The organism is Prevotella sp. HMSC073D09 (assembly GCF_001814145.1).
Taxonomy (GTDB): domain Bacteria; phylum Bacteroidota; class Bacteroidia; order Bacteroidales; family Bacteroidaceae; genus Prevotella; species Prevotella conceptionensis.
The window spans coordinates 1-18,276 of sequence record NZ_KV815139.1 but is presented as its reverse complement, the minus strand read 5'-3'; the positions used below and the strand labels follow the sequence as shown (position 1 = coordinate 18,276).

The following is an 18,276-nucleotide window of genomic DNA, read 5'->3' as shown; positions in this document are numbered from 1 at the left end:
AATGGTGCTAAATGCAGTGCAAAATGCAGCTAAACGTAAGACGAAAAGAATAAATATGCACTGCAATGGCATAAACAAAACCCTTTCGAGCCATTAAAAACATGGCTCAAAAGGGCAAAATAGGCCTTAAAAAGTAGCATTTTAGGGGCTAAAAGCGAGTAATTGGGAGTTAAAAAATATGGGGTGGCAACCAAAATAGAAAGATTAAATGGTGCAAAATGCAGGTTGTTTTCTTAAAAACAGACAGAACAAAAGACAGGAAAGACTAAAAACAGTAGATATTTACCTACTTTTTAGCCTGTATTTTCGCTAAAACGGAGTGAGAATTAGAGCGATATTGTAAAATAAAATATAATAATTTAAGCTTTTGAGTTGGTAAGTTTGTGAGCTGATGATTTGGTGAGTTGATAAGATTGTGAGATTGTGAGTTGATGTATTCGGGAGTAGCTGGGTTTCGTGTCTTTATAAGCCAGCGAGTTGATTTGTCCTGCACTCCGTATATGAGAGGAATGCTTGCCTTGTTGTTGGCATCACAAAGATAACAAACCCCGCTCAATTTATAGAAAGATTAAAAGTCAAGACGACTTCTATTTGTTTGTAAGTTATCTATCGTAAGTTTACCAGTTTTTTACATGATAAAACTTCTAAAACGGGCTAAGAAATAAAGTCAAAAACGAATAACTCATCACCCCAAAGCTAAAAAGATTGTCGACTAAACTCCCAACAAGCAAAGCTACTACTCCCCTTACTCCTTATTAAGTCCCTAAACAAGCCCTCTTAACATCTTAAAAGCAGAAACTTCACCGCTCTTTTACCAGTTCTTACCAATCGTCCAAGCTACTCGTTGCCTCCACTTCGTTCTCCACTTTGTCGGGCAAAGCAGGGAAAAAGTCGATACCTGTGATACGTTCCACGTCGTCGATGGTATTCACGTAATAGCTTTTAGGCCTATTTCCCGACTCGTTACGATAAATAAAGCCAATGGCCTTGGGCTTTTTCTCCATGCACAACACCACCTTAAAGAAAGCCTCTGGCACCGTTACCTTGTTTTTTCCGATGGTCTTATGTTTCCCCTTAAACAGCACAGGACCCGCCACTATATAAATGCTGCCATACGTTTTAGCCCACTTCCTACAGAGGATTTCCAGTTCGTGCCAGTCGCCAACGTTCAGGTTATGGTCTTGCGGACACACATTCGTAAGCAAAAACGATTGCTCTTGTGCAGTAGCATCCCAGCGATTATCGGCCGATGGGCAAAGGTGTCCACGGTCATAACCACTCCTTACGTAGTCAAAGTCCACCGCCCTAGGCATTGGCACATCGGTATCTTCATGAAACTTAACGCCCGCCCGCTTGTTCTTTCCCTCGGTATGCGCCCCTGTAAGCCTCCACGCCACCCAATTAGGTATGTGTAAGTCGCTGTTATACGATGCCGTGTAAGCCACTCGTTTCAATATCTGTTCAGGTCTGTCGGTCAGTTTCTTAGGCACTTCAAGTCCATCAGCAACCTTATATGCTGCTTTCCCTTGCTTATCGGTGCCATATCCGTTCTTGCCTTCCGAATTAATCTGCCCGTCTTTCTGTTCTTGATAGGCATACTTTCCACCCAACTGCCGGCCAAGCTTAGACGGTTGCAGGCCACAAGCAGACAAGCAGAGGCCCGCCAATAACGCCAAACTATATACTTTCCGTGATTTCATAAATGCTGTTCAGCTGTATCTTTCGTTTATAAACATCGTAAGTAGACTTGTTTGATGAGGTACTAATCCAGCAAACAAAGTACCAAATTATGCAACAAAGGTAGCAAAATAATACTACAACAACAAATTAAAGCCCTAAATACGGTGCAAAACTCCCACGCACAACAAAAGAACATTGTCCCTTCAATAGTCAACACAAGCCGTACTTCAAATAGCTATTGCCAAGCCATATTTAGCCCAACCCTACCGCAACCAAACGACAAAGGTGCTATTCATTACCCTTGAAAGCAAACACAACAGACAACAGAAACAAGCGGCAATGCGTAACTTCGAAAACGCCAAATGCAATGATGGTGAAGACATTGGCAAGGTAAATGTGTTGAAATTTAATTTGGAACATATTGAGAAAATTCATATATTTGCAAGGTGTAACCCCTATCTGCACACCTAGAAATGTGCAGAATGGTTACCTATACCCCATGACACAACCAAAGCCCGCTGGCAACGGCAATGCGGAACCCCATATCAGAGCGTCTTACATCAAAGAGAAGACCACCAACACCCCACCGTTTCATCCCTTATCCCAACGACAAATGAAAATATTAAACACATATCTATTGCTCATGTTCCTTTGTCTTTCGGTTTATATAGAGAAGGCAGAGGCACAACAAACACTGACCCTTCTCGTGAGCGACAGCCTTAGTGGAGAGCCCCTAACCTTCGTCAACATTAAGGTTAAGCGTGCGAAAGACAGCTTGGCATGTTACTCCGACTCTATCGGCAAGTGCGTAATTCCACTCCAAGCAGGAAATTACGAGTTGCTGTTTAGCAATGTAGGTTACATCAATCACAAAGAAAACATAACACTCGATGCAGACAAAACACTGCACATAAAACTCTCGGCCAATGCCAAAGTATTGGGCGAAGTATCGGTTGTGGGACGAAAACGCCTTATCAAGATAACACACAACGGATTGGAATACGACCTATCGAAAGACCTTGCCATACAATCCACCAACCTACTTACCGCCCTCAACCGCGTTCCGTTGGTGAATGTAGATGCCAACGACAACATTACGGTGAAGGGCAGCACCTCTTTCTCCATCTTTCTTAATGGGCATCCTTATCGCATTGCGCAGTCTTCGCCCAAGGCCGTACTGCAATCCATCCCCGTTAGCACTGTGAAAAAGATTGAGGTTATCGACCGCATAAACGCCCGTTATGGCGGCGATGTGGGCGATGCGATAATCAATATCGTTACCAATCAGCAACTTTTCGACAACTATGCCCTAACCCTTAACGCCGGGGCAAACACCCAACCAAGGGCCAATGCAGGCCTCAACCTCATGGGAACGTACAAAAACATAGACTATTCATTGGGTTATAACTACGCTCTTGATGGCCAACGAAAGCAGCCCATTAACTCAAAGAGCAGGTATGCGCAAGGTTCGCTATGGCAAGAATACAACGGTGAAGGCATTGGCGACGGCGATTGGAAAAGGCATACCGTAAGGGGCATGTTGCAATGGAGGCCCGACACGCTAAACACCTTGTATCTAGACGGACACGCCTTGATAGAACAAACCAACCTAAACACCCTGTGGCAACAAACCTTTAACGAACAAGGACAACTACCTTTACATAGTGCTTACGACTCTGAAAACAAGAACACAGCCGGCACTGCCGAAGCGAATGTCATCTATCGAAACCTCTTTCGCAAGACGGGAGACGAGCATTGGGTTGTAGGTTACCGATATACCTACAACCCTGACGTAAGACATTATTACCAAACCAACAGCAATTTACTTGGCAACGAGCGCAGAATCAGGCGCAAAACCAACGGCGGACTGCACGAGCATAGCTTGTCGGTAGACCTCAATCTGCTTAACAACGACAACGCAACGTTGCTCATTGGCGGTAAACAAACCTTACGAAACGGCGACATCCAATCTTCGCACAGAATGTTGAAAGACGGAGAATGGGTAGACGATGTGGCAGAAAGCCTACAACAACAGCATCTGAAATACACACAAAACGTATCGGCTGCTTACGCATCTATTTCGCTTGGTGTAGGCAACTTTACCCTAGACGCCTCGCTAAGGTGGGAATATGGCGACTTAAAGATGCAATATCCAAAACAAACGGCGTACAACTTTGCTAGCAGAAAACATTATGTCCTACCATACGCAGGTATATACTATCAGGGCAAAAGTTCTTCATTGTCACTTAATTACAATGCTGGCATAACACGCCCAAGCATACTCATGTTCAACCCTTTTAAGGCTATTGTGTCGCAATACTTAGCGGCTGAGGGCAACCCACAACTGAAAAACACCTACACGCACACACTGGAAACATCGTATTCGCTTTACTCCAACACGCTGTTCCTCTCTTATAGCCTACATTACAAATGGATAAACCAACCCATCATGGCCTTTCCTCGATACGACACTCACCAAAAACAGCTCATCACCCAATATCAAAATATAGCCTTCGCACGTGATTTTGGGTCGAACCTTTACTTTAATTACCGTCCCATACCGTTGCTTTCGCTCACTTTCTCTGGAAATATTGATTGGTATAAGAATCAAGAAAGCGAACAACTTTGGGATAAAAGCAACATCGCACACAACCTAACGCTGATGTGCGACGTATTTTTGAAGAAGAACTGGACCATTGGCTTGCAGTACGGCAACTACAAAAACCCAGCCGAGATATGGGCCAAGTCGCACGCCTTCTCCATCTCATCACTGGCAATAAGCAAGTCGTTCTTTAAAGGCGCACTCAATGTGAGGGCAGTAATGAACTCGCCTTTCCAAAAGTACAACGAGCTGTTGGTTGAACAACATCTCACCCACTTCTGGCGTTCGCAAGCCAACTATCTCACGGCTAGGGCCTTCGGCCTAGACATAACCTATACCTTTAAAAGCGGAAACCCCAAAGAGCTGAAACGCGACAGCCGCTTAAAGAGTTCAGACCAAAAGACAGGTGTTGAATAATAGCTGCAACTACAATGCCCCACACAAAAAAGACAGACAACTGCATGTTGAAGAACGCTATGCGTTCGCAGGCACAAGCTTTTCTCTCGCTCCGCAAAAAGCTATGCCTCGTGTTGCTCTGCGCCATGCAGATAATTTATGCCCAGAGTTTCCCTTATCGGTAAGATAAACGACAACACAACACGAAAGCCCATAAAGGCAGCGCAAATAACCTTATTAGCAGCCGATGGAGTAAGCGCAAAGGCATCTATAGCGAGTAACGAAGATGGTAAATTCGCCTTAACCAGCCTTCCCCCTGCCTCCTATCATCTACGCATAACCAGCGTGGGCTATAAGCCTATGCTGCTAACCACCGTGGAATTGAACAAAGACATAGACCTAGGCGAACTTCTTTTAAAGCCCGACACCGTGCAACTAGGTGAAGTTATGGTGTCGGCCAACCTACAAAAGAATGCCGATAGGTGGGTTTTCTACCCCTCGGACGCAATAAAGCGACAAAGCACAGATGCCTACGACGTGCTGCAACGCATGGCATTACCCGACCTTCAATTCGACTTGATGAACCGAACGCTATCTTCGCAGAAAGGCGGTGCACTGCAAATACGCATCAATGGCGTGCCTTCTAAACAGTCAGACCTTGCTGCCCTGCAACCACAAGACATCGCCAGGGTGGAATACATCGACAACCCAGGCATCGCTTACGGCGATGGCGTGGCCGCTGTGTTATTGGTTCACACCAAACGAGGATACGAGGGGATGCAAGGCGGAGTGCAAATCGCCAACGCCTTAACCACAAAACAAGGCAACGCCTACGCCTATTTGAAGATTGTTGGGCAGAAACACCAACTCGCCATCACCATAGACGGGCTTTATAAAAGCGTGGGTGGCGTGTTCAACAACAGCGACAAAACCTTGCGTTACCCTGCCAACGAATTGACACTTAACACCAAAGGCGACGACAAGGCTTACCGCTATCGCAACGGCAGCGTGAAATTGGAGTATAACAAACTGCTAGACACGCGCAACTCTTTCTTCAACATCGTGGCCAATTACGCCACATCGCGCCAGCCCGAAAATGTTTCACAAAGCCATGCGCAAAGCAACGGCGCGCCCTTCTTCTCAGAAGCGTTGCTCACTAGGGACAGAACGCACAACGCCTCGCTAGACTTTTACCTCGACAAGCAATTCGCTAGCAAAGCAAACCTGCTGGCCAACCTCACGGCAACCTACATCGGCAGCGACTATCGCAGGGCTTACAGCAAGGCATACCATGCCGCTGCACAGCCTGCATTCTCCAATGCCTACGACGTTGACGGCAAACACAAGTCGGTTATCGGCGAGGTTATCTTCAAGCAACCGTTGTCTAAGCAACTCAACCTTACCATCGGCACGCACAATCGCCTATCCAAAACCAACAACACTTACGTTGCAACCAACACAACGACCCCCACTTCGCTGCTCAACTTCAACAACTACGACTACGTAGAACTAAGCGGTATGCTGGGCAAATTGGCCTATTCGGTAGGTGGGGGCTATTCGTTTTACCGCATGAAGAACGACAGTCTTGTGGCGCAATACCACTTCTTTCGACCTTCCCTCACACTATCCTACCCGCTTTCAAAGACATTCAGGCTGCAATATTATCTCGGCATCAACCCTGTGGAGCCACAATTGGCCATGCTGTCGGGCTTCGTCCAAACGCAGTCAGAATACGAATTGTGGCAAGGCAACCCACATCTCAAGCCCTATCAGGCCTATATCAACCAGCTTTCGCTTAGCTTTCAGAAGCGGGAAACCATGCTAGGCTTCGTTACCTACCTGCACTACAGCAACCATCCCTTCACAAACAATCCCCCCGTATATGATGCCGCAACCAACATGTTCGTCTATACATCGGCAAATCAGCACAGCTTCACCCACCTGCAAATGCGCCTCTACGCCAGCCAGAGCCTCTTTTCGCAATCCTTGAGACTGTCGGGGTGGCTCACACTTAACCGCTACATCAACAATGGGTTAAGCTTTTTCACCACCTATACAGACGTGATTGGCAGCCTGTCTGCGAGCTACGACCGCCCCAAATGGGGTTTGCAAGCCAGCTTCCGTTCGGCTATCACCACCATGTTCAACCAAACCAAGACGCGAACAGCACCCAACTTGCAGCTAAGTGCCTATTACAACCTCCACCGCTTACGTTGCACCCTCAGCATAAACAATCCCTTCATGTCGGCCGCCACCACGGTTTCGACAATGAATAGCGAACTAATCAGTGCCACCACATACAAGTTTGCCAAATATAAAGATAGCCTTGTGCAGCTCTCCCTTAGATATAGCTTCAGGAAAGGAAAAGTGCGCAACCTGCAAAAACAAATGGATAATGCCGATAACGATGCGGGAGTGGTGAGGTGACAACATACATTCGCCCTGCAGACATCCTTACATGTAGAAAGGAGTAATGTTTTCACATTAACTTTTTTTCATTCATTTCTTTAACGCCAGAACTAGTAAACGCGATAGATCATATGCATAAGACCATCTTTCTTCTTCTCTCCCTATTGTTGCCTTTATTCCCTAGCTGGGGACAGAGCATCTCTGGACAGATTGTGGATGAGAAAAATACGCCCATTGAATACGCTAGCATTATTGGCGTTTCACCATTAGACACGACTAAGACAATCGTTTCCGCCTTTAGTAAAGAAGGGGGGTATTTTGTTTTAGACTGCTCTTTACACAAAAATGACACGCTGCGTTTGAAAATTAGTTGCGCTGGGTATAAAACATTTCACACTGTTGTGGCGGCCAATCATACGTTTGAAAAGCCAATAGCGCTGGAAGAGAGCGTGATTGGACTGAATGAAATTGTAGTTTCTGCATACAAACAAGCGATTACGCTTGCAGACGGGAAGATAGGAATAGACACAGAGAAGCTTAGATTAGGCAACAACGACAATGTGTTAGACGTGTTGAAGCGAGCTCCTGGCGTTGTTGTTTCTCATGATGCCATAACAGTTCAAGGTAACGACCCACTTGTAGTTATCGATGGGGTGAAACAAAGGATGCCAATGGGCATTCTTCTCACTTACCTTAAGTCGATGCCTGCCGCTAATCTTAAGCGATTATTCATAAAGAGCATGGCAACCGCAGAGAATAGGCTGTCTGGTGAAGACGCAACAATTGAGTTGCAGACAAAGAAAATGCAAACACGCGGCTCCAACATCAGCAACACTATCCACGGAACGCTTCTACGTAACAACGCTTTCAGATGGGGCGATTACATTGACATACGAGCCAGGCATGACAATCTGTCAGGAAGTGCAACTGCTGGATACGTCAAATCTAAACTCAAATCTGAGGAAGAGGAAAGATTTCCTTATGAGCAACACGAGAAATTGATTAACCAGAAAGCGACTAGAGATAAGGATGCCTATTTCGGAGTGTTGAACATGAGCTGGATGCCGAGCTTCTTAAAAGGGAGCTTAAATTATTTTGTGTCTTACTATGTGGACGATTCACGGCGTAAGGGCAAAGAAGCTTACAATACAGATGCTGTCCTAGATAAGCTTACAGAGAGAGAAATCAATGATTGGACCGACTTGTTGTCCACAAACATCGAGTATCTTTCGGCAGATACATGAAACACCAGTTCAAAATATCATACGGCCTGCTTGCTGGTAGCGACGACTATGCCCAAACCGTAAACAATAGCTTGGGAAACTCGGTTAATACCAACAAGACAATGGATGGACATAGACATATCATAGAAACCCAATACACTTTAAAACGACCTAAGTTTGTGTATACTGTCGGCAACCAGAACTACATTTCTAAAATGAACGAAAACGTTAAGTCGAAGAATGGCTCTGACTTCTCAATGTGGGAAACCATCATGGGGCTGTACATGTCGGGCAAAATTAAGTTAACTCAAGACCTGTCGCTGTACTTGGGGGCGCGGACGGAGTATGCACATTATAAATATCTAGTGGCTAATACTATTTCAAGGAGCAAAGAATGGAACGTTGCTCCTTATCTAAGGCTCGACAGGAAAGCGAGTAACAATTTCAGCTCTTCGCTTTATCTCACGATGAAGAATACACGTCCAGGATATTTCTCCATGCTTCCAGGTGCTACTTATTATAGCGACAATGAATATAGCGTTGGAAATCCTTTCTTAAAGCCGTCCATGCAATACGACTTCAAGATACAAAACCTGCTGTTTAAACACGTGGTTGTCAGTATAGGAACACGATTAAGGTCTAATGTTTTCGGAAATACTTATAATATCGATAACGATGGAGTAAGATACACCAAGCCCCAAAATTATGCCAACCTGCTATCCATATATGCCGATGCCTCCATTCCATTTTCCTTTATCCAAGGAAAGCTGAACGGTTCGTTGTATCTTTATTTGAGAAATCTCAGTTTCAGCCATTTAGCATACGATGTTCTCCCATCAACTTTCAATCGCAAGAATAATTGGTTCGCAAATGGTAACCTGTATCTTTCGTATAAGCCAACCGACAACTTTGCCATATTCATCAATCCCTTCTTCAAAACCCGCAACAACCTATTGCAAGAAAGGAGAAAAGGAACGATGAGCATAGACATGGGAATGCAATATGCTTTGCCTAAAAACAAGGACATTGCTTTTGCGCTTACCATAGAAGACCCTTTCAATCAACTGAAAGGGGAACATTTATACAATTATGGGAGATTTAGTGTCACTCGCCTCACATTCCCTAACACGCAATGCATCCGTTTGTCTATGACGTATAGCATAAGCAACAATGGAAAACAAATAAAAGTGAACAAAAACGAGAACGACACTTCCAGATTCGCAAAATAAACACCTGTATGGAGAAATTAGATTACACATTATTAAGAAGGCACATTGAACAAATCAACCTGATATATACAACATTTAACACAAATAAGTTGGATTATACAAACAAAGTTAGTAAATTTGCTACATATTAACATGCATTCACAGAGTTCCCTGCAAGGAGGATGTGGCATACCTTTATAACAAAAAAACAACAAGTAAAGTAACTAAACCGCAAACAGGAATTATTAATTCAAATTGTAGAAGAATATCACAATACGATATTTTTACTGAATAGCCAAAATCTGCAAAAATGCATTGTTCAAAGAACACAATCTTCCAAGGTTGAACAAGGGGAACTCTACTTGAAATGTGTCTATTTTTAAATTGCAAATTATAAGGTTTCAACCGATATTGATAAAAAGAAATGACAATCCTTGTAGAGGAAGTTTGACAAACCAACAACACTTCCATATATAACTATACACAAAGTTAAAGTGTTACTAACCATTTGATCTTCTCTAAATACTTGTCGATAAATCATATAAAACCAAACTCTATTGACATTCAAACATTATTTTACCCACCATTATCTTAGCCTATATGGATTTACGAATGGTTTACATACTCGCTCTATACATTTCATACAGTTGTGGACTTTGCGCACAGATTGATTTTGCAATGAAGCCAACAATTAAAGTTGTCTGTACAGATAGTGTCAACCTAACACCTCTGGAGAACGTGAATTGTATTTTATACACTATGAATGATACACTAGCCCCCAGTGCTTATTGTGCATCTGACAGCTTAGGTATGGCACAATTTAAAGGTGCTTATAACATACCTTATCGACTTGTTGCCAGTTTTTGGGGAAAAATAGTTTATCAAGAAGAATTTGTTATAGACGCGCATACACAGATGTTAGAAAAGGCTATCCGATTAAACAACAGCCGCCAACTAGGTGAAGTGATAGTTAAAGCCAGTTCCATTAAACCAGAGAAAGGGAAAATGATTTTCTATGTGCAACACGGAGGCTTAGGAAAATCAATAGCTATGTACACTGCTTACGATGCACTTGCAAGAATACCACGAATACAGGTTACAGGAAAACAAGTGCTTATAGATGGGAAACCCGCAGAAATAAGAATCAATGGTATAAAGAAAGTAAATGCAAATGATCAACTATCACTAATCAATGCAGCTGATATTAGCAAAATAGAAGTTGTTTTCGGAAGAACAGCATCTAGTTCAGGCGAAGCCGCAGGTGGAGTTGTGAATGTATATCAACGAATTCAAACAGGAATTACACTATCAGCCAAAAATACACTTTCTATTTTGGGTAAGCCTTTTAATTGCGATTTAAACACATCAGTGCTACAAAATGTCAATCTTGCTGTACTATATGGTAATAATAAATGGCAAGCATACGCCCATTTTTCCACACAAAATGGGACAAAGACTGGGTTGAAACACCATTCTACTTACGAAATGACCAACAAGCCCTTTTCCTTTCAAAGATCCACAATTGATGGAAACTTAAGATCCAATAATTGCATTGCGACATTTGGGGCAAGTGGAGTTTGTGGGCAACACCGCCTTTCATTCGAAATTGAAAACAATTTTACCTTAAACGACAAGAAACCACAAGAAAACGAGTTCTTTCAAGAGTACAGAACAGACAAATATGCTCGCTACACTGCAAACACTCTTATAAGTAGAACAACAAAACTGTCGTTGATACAACTAACTCACCTTTGGACATCTAAAAACAAAAGAAACACACTGCAAACATCAATTAATTACTTATACGACAAAGAAAATGAGTCTGAAGAAACTATTACTAATTTTATTTTAACAAAGACTACTAGGAAAGAAGATAGCGAGAACAGGGCAACCAACAAATTGTTTTTTGTGAACAGCGAACTAAGTTCTAAACTTGAACCAGGTCTATCACTCAATACTGGCATTGAGGCAAACGTGACAAATCGTACAAGTGACTATATACATGAAACGGATTTAAAACATGACGACATCGAAACATACGGATATAGAGAAACACTAACTGCTTCATTTTTTTCATTGTCCAAGTCTTGGAAACAAGTAACTATCACTTGTGGATTACGACTAGAAAGAACCTCTTTGCATGGGAAAAAACAGACTATTTCACAACGATACTCCAACTGGTTACCTTCATTTCTTTTGAGCTATACCCTAAGTAATTCTAAGGAACTTGTATTATCGTACTCTAGATATTTATTCCGCCCATCATTCGATTTGCTTACAAATTATAAGACTAAAGTTAACGATTTTCTCTATTTTGTAGGAAATCCGCTCTTGAAAACACAAGAAACTGATGAAATTAATCTTTCGTATACAAATACCTGGTGTTCGTTATCCGCTGCATACCGCGTACATCATAAAGTTATAGAAGAAAATTTCTTTGTTTCAGATAGTGTTATTTGCCTTACCAATCAGAATATGCTTAATAGACATGAGTTCAGTATTAACTTAGGCAGTAATAACAGGCCTTTCTCATTTTGGAATTTATCTACCAACTTTGGAATACAATACATATATATTCCTGACGGATACCTCCAAAAGGATATTGTACAAGGATATGTATCACTCCACAACACATTAAAGTTAACATCAAACATAGAAGCCAATATCAATATGAATGGCGCAACACCATGGATTATGCAAACTCGTAGAATTAGTGGACGGCTTACATCACAAATAGGGATTCACTATATTTCCAAGAACAACAAATGGGTCATTGGATTTCTATTTAACAATCTAATTCGCAAGAATCATACATCAACATGGACAACAAATCCTTTTATTGCGAACAAGACTTGGACACAATCGGCATTACGAAGTTTTATGCTTACAATTTCTTATCGCTTTAAAACATCAAAACAGCCGGTTTCACCTTTAAAAATACATAAAACAGAGAATAGGGCTAGGCTCTAATGTCGGAAACCGAAAAGCCAACAATGAGTAGGTATAATCAAATTCTCCTAACGATTATGAACGAATTAGATCGTGCTATTGAGAAAATATCCGTTTTGTCATGTGACGAATTAGGATTGATGCATGGTGGCTTCGTCGCAAATGAGAACGAAGACGATTCAGAAAGTTCCGACTGCAACAAGAACGTCAACGTCAATGTGTATGAAGGAGCTCGTTGCCGCTGTGCTTGTACGTAAAGTGTTCAAACCATAAGGTTTGAATTTAATAAAAAAAAGCAATGGATAGCCTACCGATTCTATAGATAGGTAGACTATCCTTTTACAAAGAGAAATACATTATGAAATACAGTTTTTATAACATCCCTATACCATATAAGAACCATATAGTATTCTGCAATACTATAACTTTAGGGTATGTCATCATGACAAAAGAATTGTTCTATAAGACAAAACGAATTGCCGTAAAAGATTTGCACTCTCTTCATCCAACGCTATATATTGCATTCCTAAATAAAGGAATTATTATTGACGATTCTGTAGACGAATATGAAAAGCTCAAGGAAATGGAATACAATGCTGATTTTAAAAGAGATTCATACCATTTAATTATAAATCCCACCTTGGACTGTAATTTTAATTGCTGGTACTGCTTTGAAAACAAACATAGAGGGTCTGTCATGTCCGCAACAATTCTAGAAACTATAAAAAGGCACATTAAACTTATCTGTCAAGAACAATCACTTAAGAAATTCACATTGTCTTTCTTTGGCGGAGAACCGCTGCTATATTACAGAAAAATAGCCAAACCTCTTATTCTTGAGTTAAATGAGAATAAGGAAAACATAAAAGCAAACATCCATTTTACGACCAATGGTTTTCTCTTGTCGAAAGAAATAATCGCTGACATGAGCACTCTTGGTATTGCAAGTCTACAAATAACTCTTGATGGCAACAAAGAAAATCACGATAAAACAAGATTTAGCCAATTAGGCGGCTCATTCGATAAAATTCTTTCCAATATACAACTCGCCATAAATAATGAAATAGAAGTTATAGCAAGATTTAATTACACCAAAGATAACTTGTGGGGGATTTATTCCGCATTAGAAAGGTTGGCAACATTTACTAACAAAGATAAAATCACAATTGCACTTAATCAGGTTTGGCAAGATGGTGATATAAAACGCACCCCATATGAAAAGAGAAAAATTGAAAAGGAGCTAAAACGGATAAGAAAAGGAATTGTTGAGTTAGGAATGAGAAGTCTTCCCAAAGATCTCCAAATGGCGTTTGTGAACTCTTGCTATGCTGATAAGAAGAACGAGTGCCTTATTAATTACGACGGCGGCATCTTCAAATGCAATGCTAGGGATTTTACGGAGGACAGAAAACTAGGAGAACTGAAACCAGACGGAAGTATACAATGGAATTCAGGAGAATCCAAATGGATGAAAAGTAAACTAGCGGATCAAATTTGTCGCCATTGTTTTTTAATTCCTATCTGTGGAGGCGGATGTCGAAGAATACTTTTTGAAGCACAAGATCACCATTATTGTCTGTACAATGATAACACAAAAGAAAAGAAGCGGGTTCTACTGGGCCTCTTGTTATCGTAGACTAACTTGAATGATTGCCCTCTTTCAGCGCGACGCAATGGATTGCGGCCCATCCTGCCTAGCGATGATCTCTGCCCATTACGGGCGAAAAATAGACCGCGACATGTTACGTCACCTTTGCTCCTTGGGCAAAGACGGGGTTTCGCTGCTCGGTATCAGCAAGGCTGCCGAGACGATTGGTCTTAAAACCGTGGGCGGACGGCTTGGTTTCGACACGTTGGTAAACGAAGTGCCGCTGCCTTGCATTGTCCATTGGAACCAAAACCATTTTGTGGTGGTGTATAAGATAAGGAAGCGTGGCAGGGAAAAGTTCACCATATACGTGGCCGACCCAGCCAAAGGACTGCTCACTTATTCGAAAGAGGAGTTTTGCGAACATTGGACCAGCACCAAAACTAACGATGAAGAGAAAGGCATCGCACTGCTTTTCGAACCCACAGAACTGTTTTATTCGCAGAAAGAAACCGAAAGCGTGCCAACAAAAAACCGCGCCAAGTTTCTTTGGAGCTATCTAAGGAAGTACAAGCGGTTCTTCACCCAGCTAATATTAGGCCTGCTCTTGGGTTCGCTGTTGCAGCTAGTGTTCCCCTTTCTCACCCAAGCCATCGTCGATACGGGTATCGGTGGAAAAGACATCGGCTTTGTTTGGCTCGTGTTGTTGGCAGAAATGATGCTGTTGTTCAGTCGCACTGCCATCGATTTTATCCGCTCGAAAATAATTCTGCACATATCCACGCGCATCAACATCTCGCTCATCTCCGACTTCTTCATTAAGCTGATGAAACTGCCGATGAAGTTTTTCGACACTAAGCTGATGGGCGACTTACTGCAACGCATTGAAGACCATCGCCGCGTGGAGCAGTTTCTCACGTCAAGCAGCCTCAACCTGATCTTCTCTTTCTTCACTTTCCTTGTCTTCGGTGTGGTGTTGGCCGTTTATAATTTAGGCATCTTCCTCGTTTTCCTCCTAGGCACATTGGTTTACGCAGCATGGATCATACTCTTTCTTAAGAAACGCAGACAACTAGATTACAAATACTTCGAACAAGCAGGGCGCAACCGCAACGTAACCTATCAGCTCATTAACGGTATGCAAGAAATTAAGCTGCAAGGATGCGAACAACGGAAGCGATGGGAGTGGGAAGACGTGCAAGCCGACCTCTTCAAGGTTAACCTGCAATCGCTTAACCTGCAACAAGTACAGCAGGCTGGCAGCATCACCATCAACGAGGTAAAGAACATACTCATCACCGTGCTCGCAGCTACGGCCGTTATACAGGGGCACATGACACTGGGTATGATGCTCGCCGTACAATACATCATCGGACAGCTTAACAGTCCTGTAGAACAGCTCATCCAGTTCATCTACTCGTGGCAAGACGTAAGCATCAGTCTCGACCGCATGAATGAAATTCATACCGAGACAAATGAAGAGAATGCCACGCGCACAAATAGCGACTACGCTGCCGAAACACCCGCCGCCCACTCGATTATGATAGATGCCCTCTCTTTTAAATACGACCTATACAGCCCGCGCGACATATTGGCCGACATCAATCTCTCCATTCCTAACGGCAAAGTGACGGCCATTGTGGGAGCGAGCGGCAGCGGCAAAACCACGCTGGTTAAGCTGCTCCTAGGCTTTTACGAACCCTTGTCTGGCAGCATTCGGGTGGGCGACACGCTGTTAAGCGAGTTTAACCTGGGCTGGTGGCGCAGTCAATGCGGCGCAGTGATGCAAGAAGGCTACCTATTTTCAGACACCATTGCGAGGAATATCGCCATCAGCGACGACGAACCCGACATTGAACGCATACGCCAAGCCGCACGCGTGGCCAACATCGCCGATTACATAGAGGCACTGCCACTGGGTTACAACACCATGATTGGACAAGACGGGCAAGGCATCAGCCAAGGACAACGCCAACGCATACTCATTGCCCGAGTGGTGTACAAAAATCCCATGTTCGTGTTTCTCGATGAAGCCACCAATGCGCTCGATGCCAACAACGAACGTGCCATTACCGAAAACCTTGCCGAGTTTTACAAGGGCAAGACCGTCGTTGTGGTGGCCCACCGACTGTCTACCGTGCGAGATGCCGACCAAATCGTGGTGTTGGACGCAGGAAAGATTGTGGAAGTGGGCACACATGAAGAACTTACCGCCAAGCGCGGCAAATATTTTGCACTTGTAAAGAACCAACTAGAACTGGGAAACTGATATGGAAGACGAGAAAAAACAAGAACGAAGCTTTGAGCTTCGCAGTGAAAAGGTGCGCAGCATCGTAGGCCAGATACCCTCTTCGCTTGTTCGTTATGGCATCGCCACCATTGCCTTGGTGCTGCTTTGCCTTTTTACCGTGGCCTATTTCCTGCCTTATAGACAAGTGTACACGGGCATCGCTATCGTGAATCATGCTGAACTGCAAGGTTCGAAAGACAGCACAGACCTAACCCTTCTGCTGAAATTTGAAGACAAGCGGATGCTTCAAGCCCACAGCTTGCCCATCCATCTGCAAGCACCCAATGCATCATTGAAAGGACAGATATTAGACTTGTCGGCCGCACGCGACACTCTGGAACGCCAAAAGGCACTTTGTCGCTTCAACACGAAAGAGATTAAAGCAATTGAAAACCAAGCAGTGGACTTCCATATCGTACGAACAGGCGGAAACCTGCTGCAAAAGCTGTTGGGAAACATTGGCCTTTAAAAATAGGTCATTACACACTTTTGCTTGCACAAATAGCTTGAGTGCGGTGTTTAGCCCCCACTCCACACACAAACCTTCCTACCCTCAAGTGGCTTCATTCCTTTCTTTGCCCTGCCTTATTCAAAAGAAGCATGAACACCCAAAGCACCCCAAACCCGAACAATAAAAACGCGATGCATGCGTTATGTCAAACAATATCAGGCATGCCATTCGCCTGCTCATCACCAAGAACTCCGCATTATGCAACATACTAGAACCCTAACGCTGCTGATAATCGCAGCCTTAACCGCACTGACTGCTTGTAACGCGCAAACCAACAACAAGCCCGTACAAGCCAAAACAGGGCAAGAAAAACGGCTAGTGGCCAACAATCTAGCAGCACGCATTCCTGCTCCGCAAGGCTACAAGCGAGTAGACGTGACCGAAGGCAGCTTTGCGCACTTCCTTAGAAACCTGCCTTTGAAGCCCGCGGGGAGCGATTTGCACTACTATAACGGACAGGTAAAAGAGCGAAAATACGCAGGAGTAGTTGTAGATATGGACTTTGGCAAAAACGCTAACGAGCAATGTGCCGATGCCATTATCTTTCTTCGGGCCTCGTATCTATGGAAAACGCGGCAATACGCCAAAATAAACTTCAACTTTACCAACGGCTTTAAGGCCGAATATGCCAAGTGGGCGCAAGGTTATCGCATACGCAACAACAAAGCTTGGGTAAAAACACAGAAGGCCGACTATGGCTACCAATCGTTTCGAAAGTACCTCAACCTCGTGTTTCAGTATGCAGGCACGGCCTCGTTAAGCCAAGAACTCAAACCCATTGGCCGCTGTTGGGCAGCAGATATTCAGGCTGGCGACGTGATAATTAAGGGCGGTTTTCCTGGACACGCCGAGATGGTGGTAGATGTGGCCGAGAACGAGAAAGGAGAACGCGTGGTATTATTGGCTCAAAGTTTCATGCCTGCACAAGAAATAGAGATTTTTCCCCAGTGGTTCAGCCCCTCTTCCAATGGCACACGCCTTGTAACCCCAGCGTGGACGTTCTATTCGCCCAACGCCAACACCCTACTCCTTCGTCGATTTAAGTCTGAATAAAGGACGACATTGGTTGGTAAGCGTACGTTGGTGATTTAGTAAGCGTACGTTGGTGATATAGAAGACATCGAAGTTATCTAGACTTTTTAAAATCTCTACAAATTGAGAGGAGTATTTTGTCTTTGTGCTATGAACCTAGATAAACACTCCTCTCAAATACGAAGTGCAGGACAAATAAACTTACTGGCTTATAAACTCACGAAAGCCCAATAAATCCCGAACACATCAACTTACAAACTGGAAAATTCACAAACCCACAAACTCACAAACTCATCAACTCAAAATCTTAAAATCTTAAATTGTTATTTTTTATTTTACAATATCACTCTAATCTTCGCTCCATTCTAGCGAAAATATAGGCCATAAA

At 43.3% G+C, this 18,276-nt stretch carries 11 protein-coding genes; 10 read left to right on the top strand and 1 reads right to left on the bottom strand.

Annotation, left to right across the window (positions count from 1 at the left end):
* Positions 1-821 precede the first annotated feature (821 nt).
* Entirely contained in the window at positions 822-1,700 is an 879-nt protein-coding gene (locus HMPREF2955_RS13490; protein WP_019188075.1) for a DNA/RNA non-specific endonuclease, read from the bottom strand.
* A gap of 479 nt (positions 1,701-2,179) precedes the next feature.
* Here HMPREF2955_RS13490 and HMPREF2955_RS13485 point away from each other — a divergent pair, with 479 nt between their 5' ends.
* From HMPREF2955_RS13485 to HMPREF2955_RS13440, 10 genes are all read left to right on the top strand, one after another.
* A complete protein-coding gene (locus HMPREF2955_RS13485; RefSeq protein ID WP_246830163.1) occupies positions 2,180-4,699 on the top strand; it encodes a TonB-dependent receptor in 2,520 nt (839 codons plus the stop codon).
* A 14-nt stretch (positions 4,700-4,713) separates the two neighbouring features.
* A complete protein-coding gene (locus tag HMPREF2955_RS16955; RefSeq protein ID WP_246830162.1) occupies positions 4,714-4,863 on the top strand; it encodes a hypothetical protein in 150 nt (49 codons plus the stop codon).
* On the top strand, positions 4,838-7,105 hold the full coding sequence (locus HMPREF2955_RS13480) for a carboxypeptidase regulatory-like domain-containing protein (RefSeq protein ID WP_246830161.1): 2,268 nt from the start codon (positions 4,838-4,840) through the stop codon (positions 7,103-7,105). The genes HMPREF2955_RS16955 and HMPREF2955_RS13480 overlap by 26 nt, the downstream gene beginning before the upstream one ends.
* A gap of 113 nt (positions 7,106-7,218) precedes the next feature.
* Positions 7,219-8,331 (top strand): carboxypeptidase-like regulatory domain-containing protein, encoded by a 1,113-nt coding sequence (locus HMPREF2955_RS13475; RefSeq protein WP_019188079.1) that lies wholly within the window; start codon positions 7,219-7,221, stop codon positions 8,329-8,331.
* The gene (locus tag HMPREF2955_RS13470) at positions 8,328-9,539 is read left to right on the top strand and encodes an outer membrane beta-barrel protein (protein WP_019188080.1); all 1,212 of its coding nucleotides are present in this window, start codon (positions 8,328-8,330) and stop codon (positions 9,537-9,539) included. Before HMPREF2955_RS13475 ends, HMPREF2955_RS13470 begins: the two co-directional genes overlap by 4 nt.
* Positions 9,540-10,277: 738 nt before the next feature.
* On the top strand, positions 10,278-12,488 hold the full coding sequence (locus HMPREF2955_RS13465; protein ID WP_168166905.1) for an outer membrane beta-barrel family protein: 2,211 nt from the start codon (positions 10,278-10,280) through the stop codon (positions 12,486-12,488).
* Between the two features lie 421 nt (positions 12,489-12,909).
* The gene (locus tag HMPREF2955_RS13455) at positions 12,910-14,103 is read left to right on the top strand and encodes a radical SAM/SPASM domain-containing protein (RefSeq protein ID WP_168166904.1); all 1,194 of its coding nucleotides are present in this window, start codon (positions 12,910-12,912) and stop codon (positions 14,101-14,103) included.
* Between the two features lie 10 nt (positions 14,104-14,113).
* On the top strand, positions 14,114-16,324 hold the full coding sequence (locus tag HMPREF2955_RS13450; protein WP_070723937.1) for a peptidase domain-containing ABC transporter: 2,211 nt from the start codon (positions 14,114-14,116) through the stop codon (positions 16,322-16,324).
* A 1-nt stretch (position 16,325) separates the two neighbouring features.
* Complete coding sequence (locus tag HMPREF2955_RS13445; RefSeq protein WP_019188961.1) at positions 16,326-16,814, top strand: hypothetical protein; 489 nt, start codon at positions 16,326-16,328, stop codon at positions 16,812-16,814.
* Between the two features lie 240 nt (positions 16,815-17,054).
* A complete protein-coding gene (locus tag HMPREF2955_RS13440; RefSeq protein WP_070723936.1) occupies positions 17,055-17,909 on the top strand; it encodes a DUF4846 domain-containing protein in 855 nt (284 codons plus the stop codon).
* The last annotated feature ends 367 nt before the right edge of the window (positions 17,910-18,276 follow it).